The sequence below is a fragment of the Amycolatopsis sp. QT-25 genome (genome assembly GCF_029369745.1).
Taxonomy (GTDB): Bacteria; Actinomycetota; Actinomycetes; order Mycobacteriales; family Pseudonocardiaceae; genus Amycolatopsis.
This window is the reverse complement of the sequence record NZ_CP120210.1, coordinates 3,243,831-3,266,780: the sequence shown is the minus strand read 5'-3', so window position 1 is coordinate 3,266,780 and position 22,950 is coordinate 3,243,831. Positions and strand designations below refer to the sequence as shown.

Sequence of the window (22,950 nt, the reverse complement as noted above, 5' to 3'; positions counted from 1 at the left end):
CCTCCTCGCTCGGGTGCTGCGTTCAGACCGACACCGCGGCACCGGTGATCCCGACCCGCCCTTTGGGAGTGGTCTGGACTCCCTCCATCACGGTGAGCGGTTTCCCGTCCGGAGCGACGGCGGAGAACACGCCGGTCGCGGTGTCCCAGTGCAGGCGGATGCCCGCCGGGTGGCGCCCGGCCAGGTCGACGTCGGTGTCGTTGGTGAACCACTCGACGCGGCGGACGTAGCGGGGCACCTGCAGCTCCTGCACGCCCTCGGCCACCGGGCACAACGGACGGGTGCGGGCCAGGCCGTCCAGCAGCAGAGTCGGCAACGCCAGCACCGCGCACACCTCCGGCAGCGAGCCGGGGTCCGGCCGCCACAGCGCCGATGCCCCCGAGCGCCCGGCTCGCCACTCGCTGGTGGTGCGGAAGCCACCGGACAACAAGACCGGGGACCGCGGGTCGTAGTAGGGCGACCCGACCGGCTGGTCGATGTCCTCCCCCGGCACGGGGGTCGTCACCCGCCTCGGCGGGCCGATCAGCACCGTCGCGCGGAAGTGCTCGCGGTCTCGCCGGAGCACCCGCCCGCCGGGTGTGGTGACGTCCGAAGTGACGCGCACCAGCACCGAGGGCCGGGCCGTCGACCGGCCGTGATTGACCACCGCGGTGATCCGGTACTCCGCGGTCCGGGCCGTGGCCCGGACCCACTGGGAGAAGGACAGGTCGCGCAGCGCGTGGATGGGCTCACCGGGCAGGAGGGCCCGGGCCGCCTCGACCGCGATGCCCATCAGCATCGTGCCGGGCAGGGTCGGTTTGCCGTCGACGAGGTGTCCGCCGAGGTAGCCGGCCCGGTGCTCGTCGAGCACCAGCCGCCAGGTGGCCGACCGCTCGTCGTGGCTGTCCGCCACGCCGAGGAATCCGCTCGTCGGCGCGGCGGACGGCGGGATGGCGAGGTAACCGGGGAATTGCCGTTCGAACGATTCGCGCTCAGCGGCCCCGATGAACGAGACCACGGAGTCGCGGGGACCGGGCTGGGCCAGCTCGGTGACGAAGTGCGCGACGCCCTCGGCCTTGCTCATCGAGGTGAGCCGCTGGACGCGTGTCAGCAGAGACTGGGTGACCGCGTTGCCACCGAGGCCGACCTCGTCCCACACCGTCCAAGCGATGGTGTATTCGTCGCGTTGCCCCACCACCCGCTCGTGGCGTGCGGCGGCGGCGAGGAAGTCGTTGCCCGAGGAGTACTCGACCTCGCCGGGCAGGCCCACCAACCCGGTGACCGAGCCGAAGTTGCACCACAACCGCGGCGGCGAAGCGGTGAACGCGTCCTTGAGGTTCCGGTATCCGTCGAGCTTGACGTCCCTGACGCGGCGGAATTCCCGTAGGGTCTTGCGGGCCAGGTCGCCGGCGTGGTGGACACCGGCCCCGTTGATCAGCAGGTCGACCCTGCCGTCCTGCGCCAGCACCGTGCCGACGGCCGCACGCACCGCGGCGGGATCGGTCACGTCGCAAGTCAGGTAGTGCACCGAGTCCTGTCCGTGACGCCGCCGCAGGCGTTGCAGCGTCAGCAGACTCTCCCTGGCGCGCAGTAGCCGCTCGAACCCGCGGTTGAGTTCGGCGACCGAGGCACCGTCGCCGGAGTTCCTGCCCTCGGCGATGAACCGGGCGCGGTGGCGTGGCAGATCCTGCTGCGCGGCGGCCAGCAGGTCCGCCGGGACGTCCGGCAGCGCCGACGACCCGAGCAGCCACACTTTCACCGGCACGTGGTCGAGCAGGCCTTCCACCGTGGCGGCGGTGATACCGCGCGCGCCCCCGGTGGCCACCACGACGTCACCGGGTCGCAGCGGGAGCGGTCCCGTCCTCGGCGGTACCGGCCGCAGTCGCTGCCGGTACCGGGTACCCGACCGCCGGAAAGTCAGTGGCAGTCCGCCACCGTGGCGCAGCTCTGCTTCCAGCCCCCGCCAGGCCATCTCGACCGGTTCGTCGCAGATCAGCACACGGCACGCGCATCCCGGCAGTTCCCAGCTCAGGCTCTTGACGAAGCCGGTGAACATCCCGGTGACCGCCCCTGGCACCCCCTGCCGCATCGGGTCGGCCAGGAGTACACCGAGCGATCCCTCCTCCAGGTCGTCGGCGCAGCGCTGTGCCGCGAGGAACAGGGCCTCGTGCAGGGCGAGAGGGAGAACCGCCGGACCGGGCTCGTCCTGACAAGACGCGTAGACACGCAGGTGCCGGTATCGCCGGTCGGAGGTTCCGAGCACCGGCTCCACCGCAGCCTCGGGATCGTCACCGGGGCGCACCACGACGACGGTCGCGGACGCCGCGCGGGCCGGGGCCGTGACGGCCGGTGCGCTCGCCTCGTCGGTCAGTACCAGACAGCCCGCCGGTATGGCGCCACCGGCGTCGGGCAGCGGTGGCAGCGGTTCCAGCCGGGGGACGTGTCTCGTGGTGACGGTATCTCGCGGTGGCACGGGCACGACGTGACTCGCGCGTCGCGACGCGTCATCGATCTCGATGGCCGGGTGGACGGTGACCGCCGGGCCGGGGAAGGCGCCGGTGACCGTCACCGGCCGCTCCGGATGGCCCGCCAGTGCGGCGAGCAGGTCGATGGCTCCGTCCGCGGCGAGGTAGGTGCGGGCGCGGGCCGTGCCATCGGGCGCTGAGCACCGGTCGGGCCGGGGGTCGGTGGTCAGCGCGCACAGCACCGGCCAGCCTTTCGCCTCGGCGTCGGACCTCTTCGCCAGCGCCAGCAGGAAGGCGCCCTCGGCCAAGCGGTCCGCCGGCTCGTCCAGCAGCGCCGCCAACTCGGGGGTGCTGTTGCCGTTCACCGCCAGTACCAGTGCCAGGTCGATCTCGCCGGCGGTCAGGTAGTGGGAGGCGGTCCGCACGGCGGTGAGGGCCGACGAGGCGCCCGTGTCGAGCGTGAGCGCGGGGCCGTGCAGGTCCAGGCGGTTGGCCAACCGCGCCGGGATGATGTTGGGCCCGATCCCGGGGAGGGTGTCCTCGTTGGTGACCTCGCGTTCCCGGCGAACCTCGTCCAGGCAGTCGCGCAGGGCCGACTCCAGAGCGGCCGCGGATACCCCGTCCTCGGGACGCGCGCGGAGATCTCCCAGATCGTCGGCGTAGCAGCGCACCGCGGTGGCGATCGCGGCGGTGAGCGGACCGGTGTGGGCGGCCAGCACGCCGGTGCGCTCCTCCACCCCTTCCCAGAGCGTCCCGTGTTCCTCGGCGAACCGCGCGGCGACGGCGAGGGCCATGAGCTGGGTGTGGTCGACCGTCCGTACCGTGCGCGGGGCCATCCGCAGCTCACGGGCAGACGGCGCGGGGTAAGGCTTCGGGAACGCGGCGAGCGGCGCCGGTGGCTCGCCGGCGGCCAACCTCGCGCGCACCTGTTCCGGCGAGGGGTCGCCGGGCAGGTGAGCGCTCCACCCGACCAGCACCACGTCGTCGAGGTCCGGGCACGGGACCGAGCGGGGCAACGGGTGACCGGCCGGCGGCACGTCCTGCACGAGCAGGTGGGCGTCGGTGCCGCCGAACCCGAACGCGGACACCCCCACGGTTCGCGCCCGGTCGTCCCGCCGGGGCAGCGGCACGTCCGCGGCGGGGACGCGCACCCGCTTCTCCCGCAGATCCTCCGAGAGGTCGGTCAGCGGACGCTGCGCCGGGATCAGCCCGTGACGCAGCCCGAGGACGGCGTGGATCAGCGACACCACGCCGGCGGGCCACCCCGTGTGCCCGACGAGGGACTTGTTCGACGTGCACGGGTAACCGGCCGGTGGCGCGAGAGCCTCCAGGGTGTCCAGCTCGACCCGATCCCCCACCGACGTGCCGGTGCCGTGGGCGACGATCCAGTCGACGTCCTCGGCGGCCAGGTCGTTGACCTGCCTGGCGCGCCGGACCGCTCGTTCCTGTCCGCTGCGGTTGGGGGCGTAGACGGCCTTGCCCCGGCCGTCCGACGCCGCGCCGAGCCCGCCGAGCAAGGCCAGCACCTCGTCGCCGTCCTCGCGTGCCCGGCGCAAGGTCTTCAGCACGACGGCACCGGCGCCGTCGGAGAACAGGGTGCCGTCCGCGGCCCGGTCGAACGCGTGCACGCCACCGCTGCCGCTCAGCCCACGCAGTGCGCTGAACATGATCGAGAACCGCGGGGTGTTGGTGAACACGCCCGCGCACACGGCGACGTCGCACCCTTCGGCCATCAGGATCTTCGTGCCGAGGTCCACGGCGTAGAGGCTGGACGAACAGGCGGTGTCCACCGTGGTGTACGGCGAACCCGGCGGCAGCAGTTCGGCGATCGCGGCATCGACGACGCGGTCGGGCAGGTGGTCGGGCCCGTGGCCGGTGGCGAACGGGTAGTGCCGGCGCAGCAGCGCGCGCAGGCGTTCGGGCAACGCGTCACGGTCGGCTCGCGGGTCCGGCCAGTGGGCGGGCAGACGCCGCGCGGAGAGCTCGACCAACAGCGACTCCTCCAGGTGCTGGTTGCCCTCCACCGTGGTACCGACGAAGCACTCGACGCGGTCTTCGGGCCTCCGGGTGACGTTCTCGTACGCCTGGGCGATGCTGTGCCGCAGCCACTGCGCCGAAACGTCCTGGGCGCAGGATCGCGCCTTGGCCTCTTTGTGCAGGCGCGGCTCGTGCAGGTAACCGCCGCGGAAGGTGTACGCGCGGTCTTCCGCGCCCGGCTCGTCCGACAGGAAGGCATCCCGGCGGAAGCGCTCCCCCGGCTCGTCGAACACCGGCTCACCGCCACGCAGCAGTTCCCAGAATTCCTCGGGGCCGTTCGCGCCGGGCAGGACCAGGCCCATGCCGACCACCGCCACCACGTTCGAGTCGTCGCCGGGGTTCGCGGCGCGCGGCGCCGGACGAGCGGGGAGCCGCGTCCGCGGCGCATCGGCGCGCGCTGCCACCGGAGAAGGCGGGCGCGCAGCCGTTCCGGGCTCCGGCCCGGAACTCGCGGGCCCTTCGGGGGTACGCGCTCGTGGCGATTCCGCCGGCGGTGCCGGTTCCGGGTCGGGGGCCGAGGTGACCGGCGGGGCGGACGCCACACCCGCCGCCGGGGAGTTCGGCCGCAACATGGCGTGCCCCAGGGACAATCCGCCGTCGGCCAGCACACTCTGCCCGGTGACCCAGGACATGCGCGGGGAAGCCAGCGCGGTGACCAGCCGGGCCAGTTCCTCTTCCGTCCCCAGCCGGCCCAGGGGGGCACTCGCGACGGAGGTCTCGCGCATGGCGGCGTTGCCAGGGAACAGTTCGGCGGTCGGATTGTCCAGCAGACCGGCCGACGCGACGTTCACCCGCACGCCGGATGCCGCGAACTCGACGGCGAGATAACGGCTCAGCGCTTCCAGTGCCGCCTTTCCGACCCCGATCGCGGCGTAGTTGTCCACCACCATCCCCGCCCCGATGGACGACACGTTGACCACCGACCCGCCGGTCTCGGCCAGCAGCGGCAGGGCGGCCCGCGCGCACCGTCGCGCACCGTGCACGTTGACGTCGAAGACCTTCAGCCACTCCGCGTCGGTGAGGGTGTCGGCGGCCGCCAGCACGCCGCGCGCCGCGTTGTTCACCAGCACGTCCAAGCGGCCGGAGCGCTCGCGCACGGTCTCGAACATCGCCGTGACATCGGCTGCCTTGGCGACACTGGCCCGGATCAGCTCGCTCGACCCGCCCGCTTCGGCGATCTCCGCCGCGACGCGCCGAGCGGCCTGCTCGGAGTGGAAGTAGTTGACGACGACGTGAGCGCCGAGCGAGGCGAACTCTCGCACGATCGCCCGTCCCACCCCCTTGCCGCCGCCGGTGACGAGCACCACCTTGCCCGCGAACTCGTTCGGCATCGTCTTCGCCTTTCCCGGTGACCGGCTCACGTGCGCGCCCCCACTGGCCGCCGTCCTTCACGCAGCTTCAGAAGGAGGTCGACGATGGCGTCGAGGGTCGTGTAATTGGTCAGGCGCACCTTCGATTCCGCGACGGGCAGGTCGAAGTGCTCCGAGGCCCGCGCGAACGCCTCGGTCTGTTTGATCGAGTCGATGCCGAGGTCCCCTTCCAGGTCGGCATCCGATTCGAGGGCGTCCGGGGGGTACCCCAGCAAATCGGCGTACAGCTCCCGTACCACCTCGAGCACGGCCTCGCGGTCGCCGTCGCCGTTCACCACGGGGGGAGTCCGGGGTTCCGGGCGTTGGCGGGACGCGGGAATCCGCGGCGGAGTGGGTGCGACGTCATCCCGCGCGGTGGTTCGCCGCGACACCCGCACCGGTGCGACGGGGGCGTCCGCCGGACGGGGCGCCTGCCTGCCAGTCTCCTGCTGCGACGCCAGTTCCTCCACATCGGACCGCAGCGACCGGGTGTCCGTGCGCTTGCGGAACGGCGCCACGGTCGTCACGCCAGGGACGATGCCTGCCACGAGGTCGGCCAGGACGCCCTTCGGGCCGGCTTCCACGAACCGCCGTGCACCGTCCGCGTGGACCGCGCGCACCGCGTCGAGGAACCGCACACGCAGGACCAGGTGACCGCTGATCACCCGCTCCACGTCCGCGATGTCCTCGACGTACCGGCCCAGCAGGGACGAGTAGACGCGCAGCCGCGGTGCCCGCTTGGGCACGTCGGCCACCCGTGCGCCGAAGTCCTCCGCCGCGTCCGCCATGAGACGGTTGTGGAACGGATAAGGGATGCGCAGGCGTGTCGCGTTGATGCCGAGAACTTCGGCGACCTCCTCCAGCCGCTGGAGGTCGGTGTCCGGTCCGGATACGGCGACCTGGTCGGGGCTGTTGTCCGCGGCGACCGCCAGGTTCCACTCGTCCAACGCGTCCAGCAAGTGCCGTGCGCGGCGCGCGCCGCAGTTCAAGGCCACGAGGCCACCGGGTGGCGCGCTGGACCGCCGCAGCGACTCGTCCCGCCTGCCCACCAGGTGCGCGCCGTCCTCCAGGGAGAGGGCCCCGGCGGCGGTCAGCGCCACCAGTTCGCCGAAACTGTGTCCCAGCAGGATGTCCGGACGCACACCGCAGTCCTCGACCAACAGCCGGAAGGCGGTCACGGAAGCGGCGAAGATCGCCAGATGCAAGGCGGGTGGGTCGTGGTCCACGAGATCATGCAACGTCGGCGAGTCCGCGTCGAGGAGCATCGGTGAGACCGGCTCGCGTCCCAGCTCGGCTGCTACGTCGTCGATGGTGGCCAGGGTCGCGTCGACCAGCGGGTGACGGTCGACCAGGTCGCGGAACACCCCGGGCAGGTAGCTGCCTTGGCCGGGAAAGAGAAAGGCGTTGCGTGCTGTCATCGATGTCCTCTGGGGGATTCGGGGCGGCTTCCGGGTGAGGTTCCGGGCACCTGGGCAGTCGGCGGGAACGCGCCCTGTTCCGACGCCGAAGGCATTCCGGGTCCTGCCGGCGATCAGTGCGTCGGTGGGACGAGCAGGTGTGGAGGGGCCGCCCCACCCGAGGCGAGCGTCCTGGCGCGACGGCATTCCTCCGGGTCGACGAGGCGCTCGCACAGAGCGGTGAACGCGGCCTCCGTCCTGGTGGCGGCGCCGAGTTTGAGCAGAACGGTGTGCACGTAGTTCTTGGCGGTCTTGTCGGAGATGTCGAGCAGCTCCGCGATCTTCCGGTTGGACAATCCCGCCGTCACCAGCGTGAGCACCCGATTCTCCTGGTTGCTCAGCCGCAGGTCGCCGGATCTGTCACCGCGGGACGGCTCCGCCGGCACTCGCGGTCCGCCGGTATCGGTGCCGGAACCGTCCCGATCGGACAGCAACCGGGTGGCCAGCGCCAACGAGTCGACGGCTTGCCGGACGCAGAGAAGGGCGTGCTCGACCAGTTCGGTGGTGTCGTCGTCCTGGTTCCGTCCTTGGCCTCTCGTCGGCATGGTGAGCACGTGTGCACCGGTTGTCGTCACTGAGGTCTCCTCGAAGTGGTCGGCGGAAGGGTGTTCAGCGACCGCGTTGTGCCGTGGGTTCGCCGCGCGCCGGCTCCTGGCGGGAGGCGAGCCCGATGACCTCCTCGAAGCTTTCGCGCAGGCAGCGAACGAAGACCTCGGGTTCGGTGATCGCACCCGTGTCCAGGTTGACGCCCATCTGCGCCTGGTCCACATAGGAGACCAGCGCGACGCTCACCGCACCGCGGAGCAGCGGTGCGTACGGCTGGATCGCGACCACCTTGACCCCCGCCAGGTACACCGGCTGCGGGATACCCGCGAAGTTGCTGGCCAGCAGGTCGTTGTCGCGGAACATCTCCTTGGTGATCCGGCCCACCACCGACGGCGGCAGCGGGGTGATCGGGCGGGAAAGGAGGCCGAGCGCGTGCAGGGTGGGCCCCTCCCGCACGGCGGTGACGGCGTCGTGGATCAGCCCCACCCGCTCGGCGGGCGTGCGACCACCGACCGGGAGCACCAGGCGGGTACTGGCCAGATGGTTTCCGCCCGCGACCGCGCCGGGACGGCGCACGCTGATCGGCAACAGGGCGGGCAGGATGTCCAGTGCCAGGCCGAAGCGCCGGTGGTAGCGGTCGAACGCACCCGCCAACCCGGCGAGGTAGGCGTCGTTGAAGGTTCCGCCGCAGGCTTTGCCGGCGGCCCTCAGCGCGGCGAACGGCACGTCCACCATTTCGAAGTGGGCGTACCGGCTGCGTCCCGCCAGCAAGGGTGCCGGTGGTGCCGACGGGAGCACGGTGGCGTGGGCGAACGACTTCGCCATCCCGAGCAACGCCGCCACATCCGGCGGACGCCTGCTCCGTGGGGCGGCGCCGTTGCGCCGGGCACTGCTCAAGACGGTCACCGCGGGCGCGGCACGGTGCCGGACCTTCCACGGAGCCCGCGGCGGACGCAGACGACCCAGCATCCTCGCGAATCGTCCGGCGACGAGCAGGGTGCGGTTGTCCGCTCGCCGGTTCGGCGGCATCGGCGGCAGGAGTTTCTCCTCGGCCGGTTCGGCCTCGGCATCGACGAGCAGGTACACCAGTTGGGAGGCACCCGTCCCGTCCGTGAGGCTGTGGTGGATCTTGAGCAGATACGCCGCGCCGTGCCCGTCGACCCCCTCGACCAGAACGGCTTCCCACAGTGGTCGAGCGGGACTGAAGGGCGACATGCTCAGCGTTTGGGCGAAGTCGAGCAATTGTCTGCGCGAACCGGGTGAAGGCAGCCGGACCCGGCGCAGGTGGTGGGTCACGTCGAACGCCGGATCGTCGGCCCAGAAAGGCCTTCCCCAGTGCAGGGGCGGTTCCACGAGCCGCTTGCGCAGCAGCGGCGCGGCCCGGACGACCCACTGGTGCCGGTCCACGAGACGCTCCCAATCGGGAGCACGGTCCAGCAGCAGAAGACCGAGCAGATTGGCCTCCACCCCCGCGCTGCTGTCGACCCGCCAGAACATGGTCTCCACCGCGTTCATCTCCCGCACCGCACCCCAGGACACCGAGTTCGAGAGGTGCCGGAACGGACTCGAGTTCATGTCGTACCCGCTTTCGCCGTCGATAATGGACATTGACGAAAATCCACATCGGATTCGACTCGACGTCACCGCCGCCCATTTCGGTCGATTCCTCTGACAGCTCACGCTACTCGGAAGAATTGGCCGCACAACGGTCATTCTCACGCATATTGTTGAACGTGTTGAAAAGGGAGACCGTTCACCCGTGACATTGGTACTAGTTCGAGAAGACCATTGGCCCGCTCTCCCCTTGCCCGGAGACTGGGCGTGGCTGCTTAGAGCCTTTCGACCGGTGCCGATAGAGGCCCGGACGGTCCCACGTCGCCCGGCGTGCACGGACGAGTCCGTCGAAAAACCGGACCTCACCGAATCGGCCCGGACACCATCACGCGAGGAGAGCGACCATGACGACGAGCAGGACCAGCCGGAAGCGCACCGGATTGTTCGACTACGTGGGCAACATCGTCGACGACACCAAGGAGTTCGTGGACGACGTGCTCGACCGCGGCCGTGAGGTCGACGACGACAACCGCCGGACCGCCCGCCGGGTGCTGCGCCCGGACGAGGAGAAGGACAGCCCCGAAGACCTCGCGGATCTGCGCGAACAGCTGGAAGAACTGTCCAAGACCGTACGGAAGCTGAGCTCCGCCGACTCCAGCCACAGCCAGCCGTCGAAGAGCAGGTGACGGGCCGGCGCCGGACGGCACGCACACCAGGGCCGTCATGACTCGGGATCGGGCCGCCGGCGCCCGGACACGGAAGCGGCGGGCGCTGCTACGCGAACCGGACGGCACGCTCTTCGACATCGAGACGAACCGTGTGGTCGACCTCGTCGAGTTGCTGGACGAGGTCAAAGCGGGCCGCCGCTTCCGCGCACACCGCCGCAACGGCGCCGACTGCACCGTGGAGGTACTGGTCCAAATGTTCGATGACGCCTTGACGGGGCAGCACGCCGGCTTGCCCGCTCCGGGACTGCTCGCGCTGCTGGCCCCACGACCACCGGCGAGGCCCGCCCCGGTCGCGCGACCCGGTGACACCGTGGTGCCACTGCACCCCGTGGAGGGGCCGACCGGGACGGCCGGCTGTGGCTGAGCACAGGGTGCGCCTGCTCGCGGCCACGCTCGCCCGCCTGGCCGTGCGCGAGGTGACGAGCTCGAGCGGGGGTGAACCCGAACATCGCCGTCGCGAACGGGCACAGGCGATCCGGGCCGCGTTCGAGCGGCTGGGGCCGTTGTACATCAAGGTCGGGCAGATGCTGTCCACCCGGCCGGACTTCGTCTCCGCGGCCACCATCGACGAACTCGGCAAGCTGCACGACCGAGTGCCTGCCGCACCGTTCTCGGAGTTCGAGCCGGTCCTGGAGGCGGAACTGGGCTCCGGGTGGCGGCGCACCTTCCGGCACATCGACACCGAACACCCGCTCGGGTCGGCGTCGCTGGCCCAGGTGTACCGGGTGCGGCTGGCCGACGGCAGGACCGGGGCGCTGAAGGTCCAGCGCCCCGGTATCCGCTCGATCGTGCACACGGACATGGCGGTGCTGCGCAGCGCCGGCAAGCTGCTGGCCACCACCCGGCCGAAGTTCAACGCCGTGGTCGACGTCGACGCCATGGTGGACCTGATCTTCGAATCGGTGGACAACGAACTGGACTTCACCACCGAGGCCGGGCACATGGACCTGGGTCGCGCGCAGGCGGAGGAATTCGACCTCCTCACCGTGCCCGAGGTCCTGCTGGTGACGCCTCGGGTGCTGGTGCAGGACCTCGCCGGAGGGCGGTCCATCCGCGAGATCGCCCGCGGGGAACTGGCCGAGGACGAGCGCATGGCCATCGCTCACGACCTGCTGGCGTTCATGTACCGCAGCTACTTCGTCGGCCGTCTCTTCCACGCCGATCCCCACCCCGGCAACATCTTCGTCGAGCCAGGACGGGGCGCGTCCCTGATCGACTGGGGCATGGTCGGCAGACTGGACCGCCCGATGAGCCTCAAACTCGCCCTCACGCTGATCAACATCGTGCAGAACGACGGGGACGGTGCGGCGAGGGCCTGGGTGGAGATGGGCAAGCCGACGCAGTGGGCGGACATCGGCGGGTTCACCGGCGACGTCGCCGCCCTGGTACCCAAGGCCGCGACGGCGTCGCTGGAGGAGCTCGACTTCGGCATGACCCTGACCAGGGTTCTGCGCCACTCGACCAACCGGGGCATCAAGATCGGCCCGGTGATCCCCATGCTGGGCAAGTCCTTCGCCAACATGGAGGGGTCGATTCGCTGCCTGGCGCCCGAGCTGTCGGCCGCCGAAGTACTGCAAGCGGAGCTGGCCGACATCGTGCTCGACCTGGCCTGCGAGACCTTTTCGGAGTCCCACCTGGCCCGCGGCGTCGTGGAGCTGCTGTTGGCGGCGAACGGCAGCTACAACCACGCGCGCGGGATCCTGCGGGACGTGTCCAATCGTGACCTGCAGATCCCGGTGAACTCGAAGAGCGCCTCGAACCAGGAACTGACGGCGAGCAAGATCTTCTACGGCACGCTGACGGGGGTGGGCGGGGCCTGGCTGTGGCAACGGCTGAAGCGCTGACCGCCCGTTTGTCAGGTGCGGCGCATCAGCCTGATCACCGCCTGGGTGCGGTCACTCACCCGGAGCTTGTAGAAGATGGAGTGCAAGTGGTTCTTCACCGTGCGTTCCGAGATACCCAACGCGCGGGCTATTCTGCGGTTGGAGAGCCCCTCGACGAGGAGTTTCGCAACTTCGTCCTCGCGTCCCGTGAAATTCCATCGCGAATAGGAACTGCCTTCGACCGGACCGATGGCGGAGGACTCGCGACACATCTTCTCCGCCCGGCTCAAAAACGTATGCGCGATGTCCTGGTGCGTGCGCGCGAGTCGGATCAACTCTTCCAGCGCAAGGTCTTCGCCGGTTTGACCCTCGGATGTCCCTCGGCACACCGACGACTCCTCTGCACTTCGCTGACAAGTACGGGTGCTGCCATGACAGTGCTCAAAGTAGCGATCATTCACGAGAGACAATAGCGGCCATTCAGGCGGCTTGCCCGCCGTCGGATTGCGCATTCGAAGGCACGTTCGGCCCAGCCCATCCGCACGGGGAGGCCTTCAATTAACGCTGGGGAAATTCCCATTGCGGATGCGGCCGACGCCGTGTCACGCTCCGGCCCCATTCTCAGTCCGCCACCACGCGGAGACCGAAATCCGCCTGGTGGATCCACTTCCCGTCGACCCACAGTTCCGCTAGGGCGACGACCAGGTACCCGTGCTCTTCCTCGACCACCTCGAGGACGTCCGCGGTGACGATCACCATCCGATTCGCCGGCAACACTTGCCCGCGGTACTTCCACGTGACCGGCCGCCCGAGTGCCACCGGCTCGAAGCGCGCGCCTGCCACGCCACGGCCGAGCCCCTCTTGCCAGGCGTACCACCGCAGGAGCAGGCACATCGCCTCCAGGCCAAGGGAACCCGGTTGCACCGGATCCTGGAAGAAGTGCGCGCGGAAGAACCACTCGCTTCCGTCGACCTCCTTCTCGCCCCGCACCCGTCCCAGTCCCGCCCGTCCACCGTCAGGCCAGTACCCGGTGATCCGGTCGAGCACCCGCAGCATGTCACCCGATGGCAGGCCGGTACCCGGGCGCCGGTCGCCGCCCGACTGCTCGCGCCACTCCGACGGCTCCGTCAAAGCCGCGCGATGCGCCGGGTCGGCGAGCAGGCCGCCCTGCCCGACGAACGCCTCGGGCGGGAAGAAGCCGAAGGTGGTCGAAAGGGTCAGCACCGGGGTGTCCCCGAGGCGGCACTCGACGACGAATCGCAGGATCGTGGTGCCCCCGCTGGTGGCGGACTCCCGCAGCAGGGCGCGGGTGCACAGGACGCCCGCGCCCGGCCCGACCTCCGCCAGCACCGTCACGACGCCGTCCAGGTTGCGGAATTTGCGGTTCTGGTCGAACCCGTGGCTGTACGCGGCGAGCCAGCCGCACGGTTGCAGGGCCGCCTCCAGCAGCACGGCGAACGGCATCACCGGGCGATCTTCGTGCTCGAAGAACCACGCCCGCTCCGGAACGTCGTACTCGACCTCGGCCACCGTGCCCGCGCGCATGCCGCCCATCGGGCCGGTCACCTCCGCGATCCGGCTCATGAAGTGGTACGGCGGCCCGGGGCAGCGCGGCGCGATGTGCTTCGCGTCGTCCAGCGAGGCCGCGGCCGGACCGAATCCCTCGCTGGGCCGCCCCCACGCGCACGCCAGCAACGAGGCGTAGTCGAAGCGGAATCCGTCGGCTTCCGCGACCATCCGCGGTTCCCGGTGACCACCCAGCCCGCCCAGTTCGGCGGACGGCAGCGCGGGTGCGGTCCCGCGCGGTACCACCGGGCCCGAACGCCACTGGTCCAGCGGCCAGTCCGGTACGAGGCGCACCGCCAGCTCCCGTGCGTGCAGTGCGCCCACCCCGTCGACCGAGCACAGCACGTCGGCGACCAACGTCGGCCGAGTCCCGGTCGACAGCTCCCGGACGAACACCTCGTAGACGATCCGCCGGGTGCGAGGAGTCGCCTGAGCCCGGCAGGTCAGCCGGACGGGACGGTCGGGCACCGGCTCGAAGCGCCACCCGTCCCGCTCGACGGTGCAGCCGGTGGCGCTGAGGTAGAACGCCATCGCCTGGTGGCAGCCCTGGAGCATCAGTGACCCCGGCATGCACGGGTCGTTTTCGAAGTGAGCCGCGAAATACCACTCGTCGGGCGCGATGGCGCTCTCCGCACGCAGATGGCCGCGCCCCCACGGTCCACCGGTCCAGTCGAGCGCGGTGACCTCGTCCAGTGCCCGCAGCCGGCCGCCCGCGATGCGGGGGGTGCGCACATGCGACCTGGTCGGTCCCCACTCGTCGCCGAAGCAGTCGGCCGGTCGGCCTTCGAGCAGCGCTCGCAGCTGGGGCGGGCCGAATGCCGACCGCGTGGCACGACGCGGAGGCAGGTCCAGCGGTCCCTGCGGTAAGGGTTCGCCCTCCGGCCGCCACCTGATCCCTGTCCCACCGTCGAGTTCGTGCTGGTCGAAGAAGCCCGCGCGGGCGTGACGCACGGTCAAGCGGGGCTCACCGTTCACGTGGCAGTCGGCGCGGAAGGACGCCAGCAGCACGCCGCCGTGTTCGGCGACCCCCTCGACGGTGGTCTCGAAGTCCACCGTGTCGCCGGCACCCGGCGGACTGCCGTGGTGGGTGACCTCGCAGTCGAGCATTCGGTAGACCTGTTCCTTGCTGGTGTGTGAATCCACGCCGAGCCAGCTCAGCAGCAGGATGTTGCCCTGGCCGAACTCCGCGAGCAGGGCAGGCGCCACGCGTCCGGTCGGGTCGAGGTACCAGTCACCTGCACGGACGTCGGTCTGCGTGCGGATCACCCCGCCGGTCATGGACGCGGGCTCCGCGTCCAGTGCGACGACCCGGTCCACGAGCAGCACCGGCGGCTTGGGCAGCCGGGTTCGCCGGCGGGAACCGTGCGACCCGGCGAACCGTGGCCCGAAGACCTCCGCGACCCGGCCTTCGGCATGGCGCTCCAGCTCGGCACGCCCGAACAGCGGAGCCGGGCGGGTGACCGGCGGGGTGGCAGGCGGGACAGTGACAGGTGAAGCGGTGGCAGCCAAGACGGCCGCAGGCGAAGCGGTCCCCACGGTGGCGCCCGCAGCGCGCAACAGGGCGGCCATCTCGGCGCGCAGGCCGAGAAACCTGTCGTGCACCACCGCCTCCCGCTCGACGAACTCCCGGTGCAGCCGGGCCACACGCCGGTGGTGGGCGACCAGCGGCACCGGCCGTACGGGGTGCAGCGGGGGCCGCACGAGCCGGCCCAGTAGCGCCGGCACGTCCATCCGCACGCCCGCCGCCGTCACTTCGGCCACGGCCCGCAGCAGCTGGCGGACACCCCCCGCCCCCGGCACGTCGAGTGCCACGGCCAGGTGCTCTCGTGCACCGAGCACCTGACGCGTCCAGTTGGCGCACAACCCCTTGGGGCCGAGTTCCACGAACACCCGGACCCCGTCCTCCCACGCACGCCTCACGGTGCCGGCGAAATCGGCCGTCCCGACCAGCTGGGCGGCGAGCGCATCCGCCACGGCGTCCGGTGTCGGCGAGTACCAGCCGGTGGTGGCGCACGAGTAGTACCTCGTGGTCCCGACGTCGACCGTGGGGTGGTGGTACAGCCGCCACAGCTGGTCCCGCACCTCGGCCAGTTCCGGCACGTGCGCGACGATCGGGTAGTCGACCTCCCACGAGGGCCCGCCGAGCCGGCTCACCACGCGGGCGCACGCGGCCGGATCACCGCCCACCACGCACGACTCCGGCGAGTTGACGAGCATCAGGTACGCGGTTGCCTCCCCCTCGATCGCCCGTCTCACCCGGTCGGCCGGGGCGCCGACCAGGTGGCAGGACCACTCGCCACCGGCCGCGCCGTCGCGACGGCGCGCCTGGCGCCACACGTCGAACCGGCCGACCACCCCGTCGGTGTAGAGCCAGGAGTCCCGAACCCGCCGGACCACCTCGTCCGGGTCGCGCCACGCACCGGTGGCGACCAGTGCGGTCATCTCACCCGAGGAGTAGCCGACCACGGCGTCCGGCCGGATGCCGAGCAGGTCCGCCATCACCCCGTGGTGCACCCCCGCCAGTACTCCCGAACCCCAGATCTGCCGCAACGCCCTCGGCAACGCGGAGCCGTCGGTGGCGCCGAGGAGGTCATCGATCGGTCCGTAGCGCTGTTCGAGGCCCGCCACCAAGTCCGGGAACGCCAGCAGCAACTGCGTGCCCATGCCGGGGTAGGAGGCCGCGCCGTTGCCGAAGAGAAAGGCGACCTGCCCCGGTAACGGCCGGTCCCGGTACGCCACCCCGTCGGGGCGCGGACCGCCGCTGCGCAGCCACTGTTCGGCGGCGGACTCGGCACCGAGCGGCGGCTCACCACCGGCCGACCACACGACCAGCCTCGCGGGTCCGCCGTCCCCCGGTCGTCCGGTTCTCAAGGCTTCGAGCACCTCACCGCGGTCGGCACCGGAGTAGACGCGCCACGACACCGGGGCCCCCACCACCCACGGCACCGCGTCGCCGACCCGCACCCGGACCGGTCCGGCCGAGGTGGCCACCTCGGTGTCCCGCGTGCCGATCAGCAACCGGGCGGGCGCGTTCGGCCTCGGCATGGCCCGATGGGCGATCGCCAGCACGGCGCACGCCACGCGCAGCAGGTCCCCGCCGGACTGCGACGACCCGTCGAGTCGCGGCCCTTCGACGGCCGGGTCGGCACTGCCGTCCTCGACCAGCGCCAACGACCGGTTCCCCTCCCGCAGCGCGGCGGTGTGCCGTTTGAGCACGATCGCGACCGCGCAGCCGGTCCCTGCGGACGCGACCACGGCGGTGTCGAGCCGGCGTTCGGCCACCGCCCGGACCGCCTCGTGCAGATCCTCGACGATGTCTCCTGCCCAGGACGAGCCGGCGGCTCGCGCGGCCTCCCGAGCGACGTCCGGCACCAGGTCCGTCCCGTTCCCCGGACCGGGCTGCCACGGCACACCGTCGAGCAGGCAGTGGCGCAGGTCGTCCACCGTCCGACCGTCCGTGGTCCGGACGGTCACCGCCACGACCGCTACCTGTTCAGAGCCCACCGGGCAGCCCTCTCCCCCGCCTGCTCCTCGACCGGCACGTCGGGCCGCCGCACGAACACCACGTCAGCCAGCTCCACCACCAGCTCACCCGCCTGGTCCACGAGCTTGGCGTCGCAGGTGACGACATCCCGCTCGGTGTCCCCGACGCGGACGACGCACCGCACCGGGGCGGACACCGGTCCCTCCCGCCCGAGCAGTAACCGCCCCACCGACATCGGCAGCCACGCGCCACCCGACCGCTTGGCGGCCCACAGCCCCGCCAACTGGAGCGCTCCGTCCACCGCGGCCGGGTCGGTGTGCCACGGACCGTCCGGCCAGCCGACCGCCCGCAGGCCGAGCACGACACCGGTGGCGCCGTCGGCCGTGCGCACGGGCGGGCCGTCCAGGACCTGGAATCGCGGGCCGTGGAACAGCACGACGCCGTCGTAGACCCGGGCATCGTCGAACGGTTCACCGCTCGACGGCGGAGACCAGGTCCGTGGTGCTCCCGCGCTCGCGGAGATGGTCGCGTGGTAGTGCGCCGCGCCGGACTCGCCGAGCAGTTCCACCTCCAGCACGACCTCCCCCGCGATCACCCGCTCGCGGCCCCGGACGGTGAACCGGTGCCCGCCCCTGGCCAGGTCGGGCAGCACGGCTTTGCGCAGCACCCGCACGTCGCCCACCGTGACCGGACCATCGGGGCGCCACACCGCGGCCAGCGCCAGGAACCATTCGAGCGTCAAGGCCACGGGCAGCACCGGTGTGCCCGCCACGCTGTGGTCGGCCAGGTACCCGTGAGTGGCCTCGCTGACCACCACGTCGGCCTTCAGATGGCGCTCGCCGTGCAGGGTCCTCGTGCCCTCCGCGGCGACGACGACGTGGACGTCCGGATGAGCGCCGGTCACCTCGGCGACGAACGCCGCGACCCCCGCGCCGGGGGCGACCAGCGGTACGCCGCGCTCGTCGAATCGCTCGGCCAGCGCCCTGGTCACCATCCCGCCCCGCCATGGCCCCCACGCGATCGACCGGACCCGGCAACCGGGACGTCCGGCCTGTTCGGCCAGCGCGACCTGAGTGAGCACCTCATTGCCCATCGCGTAGTCGACCTGCCCGGCGTTGCCGAACTCGGCGGCCACCGACGAGAAAACGCAGATCAGCTCGAGCGGGTCGGTGGCGGTGGCGTCCAGCAGCGACCGCAGGCCGTCGACCTTGGTGCCGAAAACGCGGTCGAAGTGCTCGTCGGTCTTGTCGGCGAGTGCTTGGTCGGCCAGCACGCCTGCCGCGTGCACGATCCCGCTGACCGGGCCCCACTCGGTCCGCACGGACGTGAGCGCGGCGGCCACGGCCGCCGCGTCGCGCACGTCGACTTCGAGGTAGCGGACCTCGCTGCCGGCGGCGCGCAGCTCGGCCACGGCACGCCGCAGCTCACGACCCGCCAAGACGTCCCGTGCCCGGGCGCCCGCTTCCACCGGCGTGAGCACTTCTCCGGTGTGCTCGCGTTCGCGTTCGACCAGCACGCGGACGAGGGATTGCTCGTCGGGACAGTCGCGCAGGTCGATCGGTTCGTCCGCGAGCGGGGTGCGCCCCAGCAGCACGAGCCGCGGGCGGGCGTGCTCGGCCAGCCCGCGCAAGGCCTGTGCGGTGATACCGCGGGCTCCGCCGCTGACGACCAGGACGGTTCCGGGACCGATTCGGTCGTCCCGCTCGACGGGTGCGGCGGGGCACCGGACGAGTGCCGTGCGCGAGCCATCGGCCGGCAACCCGATGTCGGATGCCGGTCCACCCTCCAGCAGTTCCGCCGCCAGGACGCGGGCGATCTCCTGGGGTCCACGGTCGCCGCGTTCGCAGTCGAGGGCCTTCACCGTGGCGTCCGGCCACTCGGTGGCGGCGGTGCGCGCGGCCGCCGCGACACCGCCCAGCCACGCGCGTTCCGGCTGCCTGCCGCTCGCACCGAAGTCGCCACCCGTGTCCTGCACGGTGACCAGCAGGCCACCTTCGCGTCGGAAGCGCGGAGCCACCCGGCGCAGGTCGCGGAACACCGCACGCTCGACCACGAGCGCGTCGCCCCCCGATCCCACCTGCCGCAGTCCCCCGAGGTGCACGAGGGACGGGGTGTCGGCGGGAATGTCGGTCACCACCTCCGCCGGTATCCCCCGGCCGGCGAGTTCGGCGGCCAGGGCTTCGGCGACCCCGCCCCCGTCCGCGGTGATGGTGACCGGGCCCGCGGACAGACCGGTCGCGCGCAGACCGGGCAGCGGCGCGGGGACCGCGCGCCTGACCAGCCGGACGAGGGGAAGGCGATCGGGTCGCTCCGGCGGGACCGCGGCTCGGCCCGCCCCGTTCGACGTCTCGCCCGGCGGCGCGTCGAGTCCCACCGACGGCCCCGGTGCGGGTGCCGTCATGGCGGCTGCTTCTCCTCCCGCCAGCACCTCGCCGAACACGTCGGTGATCTCGCGTAGCGAACGCAGGGCGCCGAGCCGCGCCGCGTTCACTTCCGGCAATCCGTCGACCTGCTGCCGCAGTGCGGAAAGCACCTCCACCCGCTTGATGGAGTCGATGCCGAGGTCGGCCTCCAGATCCATCTCCCCGTTGAGCATCTCGACCGGGTAACCCGTCTTGTCCGCCACTACGGCCAGCAGCACGGACTCCAGATCCTGTTCCGGCCCGGCGGACGGAGCGGGCGGGGGTGCGGGCAGGGGTGCGGGCACGGTGTCCGGTGTGGCCCCGGGCGGCGGTGGCAAATTCGCCGGGGCTTCGGGCAACTGCACGGGTGCGGCGGGAAGAACCGCCTCCGGCGGGGGCGCGGGTGCAGGCGGAACCTCGGGCGCACGGGGGGTGTCCGCTGTCGGTACCGTGCCGTCGCCGATCACCGCCGCCATGCCGGCGAGCGAAACCTCGGCCAGCTTCAGGAACGCGGTATGGCTGTCTCCCATGGCCTTCTGGTACGCGGTGTGCGCCGCGGCCGTCTCCCGCTGTGTGTCCGTCATCGCGGCGAGCCAGGCCGGGTCCGGTGCGGGCCGACTCGGTGCCGCGGGAACGGAAGGCCGGGTGGCCGTGCCGTTCGTCGGGGACGCGGGGTGCGCGGGCACCGGTGGCGGGAGTACCGCAGCACCGCCCTCCGGTGGGTAGTGCTTGCCGTAGTTGGCGCCCAAGATGGGCACGGTCGCCCGGCCCACCGCCGGCTTCGGTTCCGGCTCGGGACGATCGTAGGACTCCCACAGGGCGTCGAAGTCCATCCGCACCCCGGCGACGGCCAACTGTCCCAGCGCGTCGAACAGGCTCGCGACCCCGTTGCCGCGCCGGGAGTCGGTGCTGATCGCCCGGTGGGGCCGGTCACCGAGCACCGCGTTCACCAGGCCGGTCAACACCGAACCCGCCCCCACCTCGACGAAGGTGCGGGCACCGTTGCGGTACAGGGCCTCGACCTGCTCGAGGAACCGGACCGGCGCGCTGAGCTGGCCTGCCAGCACGCGCCGGATGTCGTCCGGGTCGTCCGGATACGGGGCCGCGTCCTGGTTGCCCAGCACCGGCACGCTCGGCCGGTGCACCGGCACGGAAGAGAGGAAGTCGAGCAGCGGCTCGCCTGCCTCGGCGACCAGCGGACTGTGGAAGGCGTGTGACACGGCCAGGCGTCGCGATCGGATGCCTTCGCCGTCCAGGAGGCGCTCCAGACGCTCGACCTCGCCGACCCGGCCCGAGACGACCACCTGGTCCGGACCGTTGTGGTTCGCCACCCACAGCCCGTCGTCACCGAGGGTCTGGAGCAGTTCCCGGATCCGTGCCGCCGGAGCGCTGACCGCGAGCATCGTCCCCGGCTCCGCGTTCACCTTCACCATCAGCTCGCCGCGCTCACGCGCGAGGCGCACCAGAGTCGGCGCGTCCATGACGTCGGCGGCGTGCAGGGCGACCAGCTCGCCGAGGCTGTGCCCGCCGGTGAAGTCCGGACGGATGCCCAGCGACCGCAGCACCTCCAGCAGCGCCAGGCTGTGCACGGCGAGGGCGGGTTGGGCCCATTCCGTGCTGGTCAGCGTTTCCCGCTGGGCTTCGCGCTCGGCGTCGGTGAAGACGGGCACCGGATGCGCCACCTCGTGCAGGGCGTGCTCGCCCATGTCGACCGAAGCGGCCAGATCCCACGCCGCCAGTGCCTTCGGCAGATGCATCGCCACGTCCCCGCCCATACCGGGGTACTGGCTGCCCTGGCCGGGGAACAGCAGGCACAGCCCGCCGGACTCGGTCTCCCCGGCCGCGTAGTGGGAGCCGGCCGGGGTCGAGAACGGTTCCTCCGGCCGTGCCTCGATCTGTCGCCGCACCCGGTCCACTTCACGCAGCAACTCGTCCCGGTCGCCCGCCACGAAGGCGACACGGTGGGCGTCTTCGCACCGGAAGGCGCGTTGTGCCGTACGAGCCGTCGTCGTCGACGGGCCGCTCTCGGCGAGCCCGTCCAGCCGCTCGAGCAACTCTGCCGGAGAAGACGCGCTGAGCGGGACCAGTTCGGCGGGCAAGGCGCGGAAACGGGGCGCGCGGCGCGCGGTCGAGCCTTCCCCCGGCCGGTATTCCTCGACCGTCACGTGGAAGTTGCTGCCACCGAACCCGAAGCTCGACACCGCGGCACGGCGCGGGTGAGAACCGTCGCGAACCCACGGACGGGGCGCGGTGTTGAGGTAGAGGGCGCTCTCGTCCCAGTGGAGGTCCGGGTTGGGCCGGTCCACCTTCGCGGTCGCGGGGAGCACGCCGTGGTTCACCGCCAACAGTGCCTTGAGCAGGCCGACCGCGCCCGCCGCCGACTTCAGGTGCCCCAACTGCGACTTGACGGAGCCGACCGCGCATCGGGGCCTGCCGTCACCGGAGCCGAAGACCTCGAGCAGCCCGGCGGCCTCGGCGGCGTCCCCCGCCTTGGTGCCCGTGCCGTGGGCCTCGATCAGCTCCACGGTCTCCGGGCCATACCCGGCCGCCCGGTACGCCCGGCGCAGGGCACGGGCCTGCCCCTGCGGCACGGGGGTGTAGACGGCGGAGCCTCGTCCGTCCGACGAGCTGCCCAGCCCTTTGAGCACGCCGTAGACGCGGTCGCCGTCGCGTTCGGCGTCGGCGAGGCGCTTGAGCGCGTACACCACCAGGCCCTCTCCCAGCACGGTACCGTCGGCGCGGTCGGAGAACGGACGGCAATCGCCCGACGGCGACATGGCGGGTGTCTTGGAAAAGCACATGTACATGAGGATGTCGTTGGCGGTGTCCGACCCGCCGGTGATCATCACGTCGGCCCGGCCGAGCGACAATTGGTCCACGGCCGCCGACAGGGCGGCCAACGAGCTCGCGCAGGCGGCGTCGGTGGTGAAGTTGGTGCCGTGGAAGTCGAACCGGTTGGCGACGCGGCCGGCGACGACGTTGTCGAGCAGCCCGGGGAAGGTCTCCTCCTGCCACTCGGGATAGTGAGCGGCGATGCGGTCGCAGATCCGCTGTGCCTCGGGTTCGGCGACGCCCGACTCGCGCAGCGCCTTGAGCCACACGGGACGCTGCATCCGCGCGGCCATGGTGTACAGCAGTTCCACCGCGGCCGTGCCGAGCACGACACCGACGTTCTCCCCGTCGGGCGGTGTCCGGCCGCCGAAAGCGTCGGCGAGCACCTTCTCGACCGCGACCAGCGTGAGAAGCTGGGTGGTGTCGGTGGCGGCCAGCGCCTTGGGCGGGATCCCGAACGACAGGGTGTCGAAATCGGTCGGCCCCAGGAAGGCACCACGTCGGCTGTAGGTCTTGTCCACAGCGGACGGATCGGGGTCGTAGTAGTCCTCCGCCAGCCAATGCGTCGGAGGAATCTCGGTGATCAGGTCCCGTCCGGTGAGGACCGCCCGCCAGAAATCCTCGATCGTGTCGCAGCCGGGCAGCAGCGCACTGACTCCGACGACGGCGATCGGGACCTGGCGCGGGTTGGACGGATCGGTCATCGTGTCCACATGCGACTCCGGGTA

Annotated in this window: 10 protein-coding genes; 3 read left to right on the top strand and 7 right to left on the bottom strand. The window is 71.6% G+C overall.

From position 1 onward, the window contains the following. Positions 1 to 22 precede the first annotated feature (22 nt). The 4 genes from P3102_RS15255 to P3102_RS15240 form a co-directional block, all read right to left on the bottom strand. Complete coding sequence (locus tag P3102_RS15255) at positions 23 to 5,812, bottom strand: SDR family oxidoreductase (protein WP_276369934.1); 5,790 nt, start codon at positions 5,810 to 5,812, stop codon at positions 23 to 25. Positions 5,813 to 5,838: 26 nt separating this feature from the next. Further along, entirely contained in the window at positions 5,839 to 7,248 is a 1,410-nt protein-coding gene (locus P3102_RS15250) for an acyltransferase domain-containing protein (RefSeq protein WP_276369933.1), read from the bottom strand. Positions 7,249 to 7,361: 113 nt separating this feature from the next. Then, positions 7,362 to 7,862, bottom strand: coding sequence for a LuxR C-terminal-related transcriptional regulator (locus P3102_RS15245; RefSeq protein ID WP_276369931.1), 501 nt, complete (start codon positions 7,860 to 7,862; stop codon positions 7,362 to 7,364). 34 nt (positions 7,863 to 7,896) lie between these two features. Then, positions 7,897 to 9,441: a wax ester/triacylglycerol synthase domain-containing protein gene (locus P3102_RS15240; protein ID WP_276369930.1), complete on the bottom strand. Its 1,545-nt coding sequence runs from the start codon at positions 9,439 to 9,441 to the stop codon at positions 7,897 to 7,899. 350 nt (positions 9,442 to 9,791) lie between these two features. Here P3102_RS15240 and P3102_RS15235 point away from each other — a divergent pair, with 350 nt between their 5' ends. The 3 genes from P3102_RS15235 to P3102_RS15225 are packed head-to-tail and all read left to right on the top strand — an operon-like array spanning position 9,792 to position 11,959. Next, entirely contained in the window at positions 9,792 to 10,073 is a 282-nt protein-coding gene (locus P3102_RS15235) for a hypothetical protein (RefSeq protein ID WP_276369928.1), read from the top strand. 37 nt (positions 10,074 to 10,110) lie between these two features. Continuing rightward, positions 10,111 to 10,479 carry a hypothetical protein gene (locus tag P3102_RS15230; RefSeq protein ID WP_276369926.1) on the top strand — a complete coding sequence of 123 codons (369 nt, stop codon included), beginning with the start codon at positions 10,111 to 10,113 and terminating at the stop codon, positions 10,477 to 10,479. Then, a complete protein-coding gene (locus tag P3102_RS15225; RefSeq protein ID WP_276369925.1) occupies positions 10,472 to 11,959 on the top strand; it encodes an AarF/UbiB family protein in 1,488 nt (495 codons plus the stop codon). Before P3102_RS15230 ends, P3102_RS15225 begins: the two co-directional genes overlap by 8 nt. Positions 11,960 to 11,970: 11 nt before the next feature. Here the strand turns inward: P3102_RS15225 and P3102_RS15220 are convergent, their stop codons facing one another. From P3102_RS15220 to P3102_RS15210, 3 genes are all read right to left on the bottom strand, one after another. Further along, positions 11,971 to 12,450 carry a response regulator transcription factor gene (locus P3102_RS15220; RefSeq protein WP_276369923.1) on the bottom strand — a complete coding sequence of 160 codons (480 nt, stop codon included), beginning with the start codon at positions 12,448 to 12,450 and terminating at the stop codon, positions 11,971 to 11,973. A gap of 109 nt (positions 12,451 to 12,559) precedes the next feature. Continuing rightward, positions 12,560 to 17,008 (bottom strand): acyltransferase domain-containing protein, encoded by a 4,449-nt coding sequence (locus P3102_RS15215; RefSeq protein ID WP_276369921.1) that lies wholly within the window; start codon positions 17,006 to 17,008, stop codon positions 12,560 to 12,562. Next, complete coding sequence (locus P3102_RS15210; protein WP_276369920.1) at positions 16,990 to 22,926, bottom strand: type I polyketide synthase; 5,937 nt, start codon at positions 22,924 to 22,926, stop codon at positions 16,990 to 16,992. The genes P3102_RS15215 and P3102_RS15210 overlap by 19 nt, the downstream gene beginning before the upstream one ends. Positions 22,927 to 22,950 lie beyond the last annotated feature (24 nt).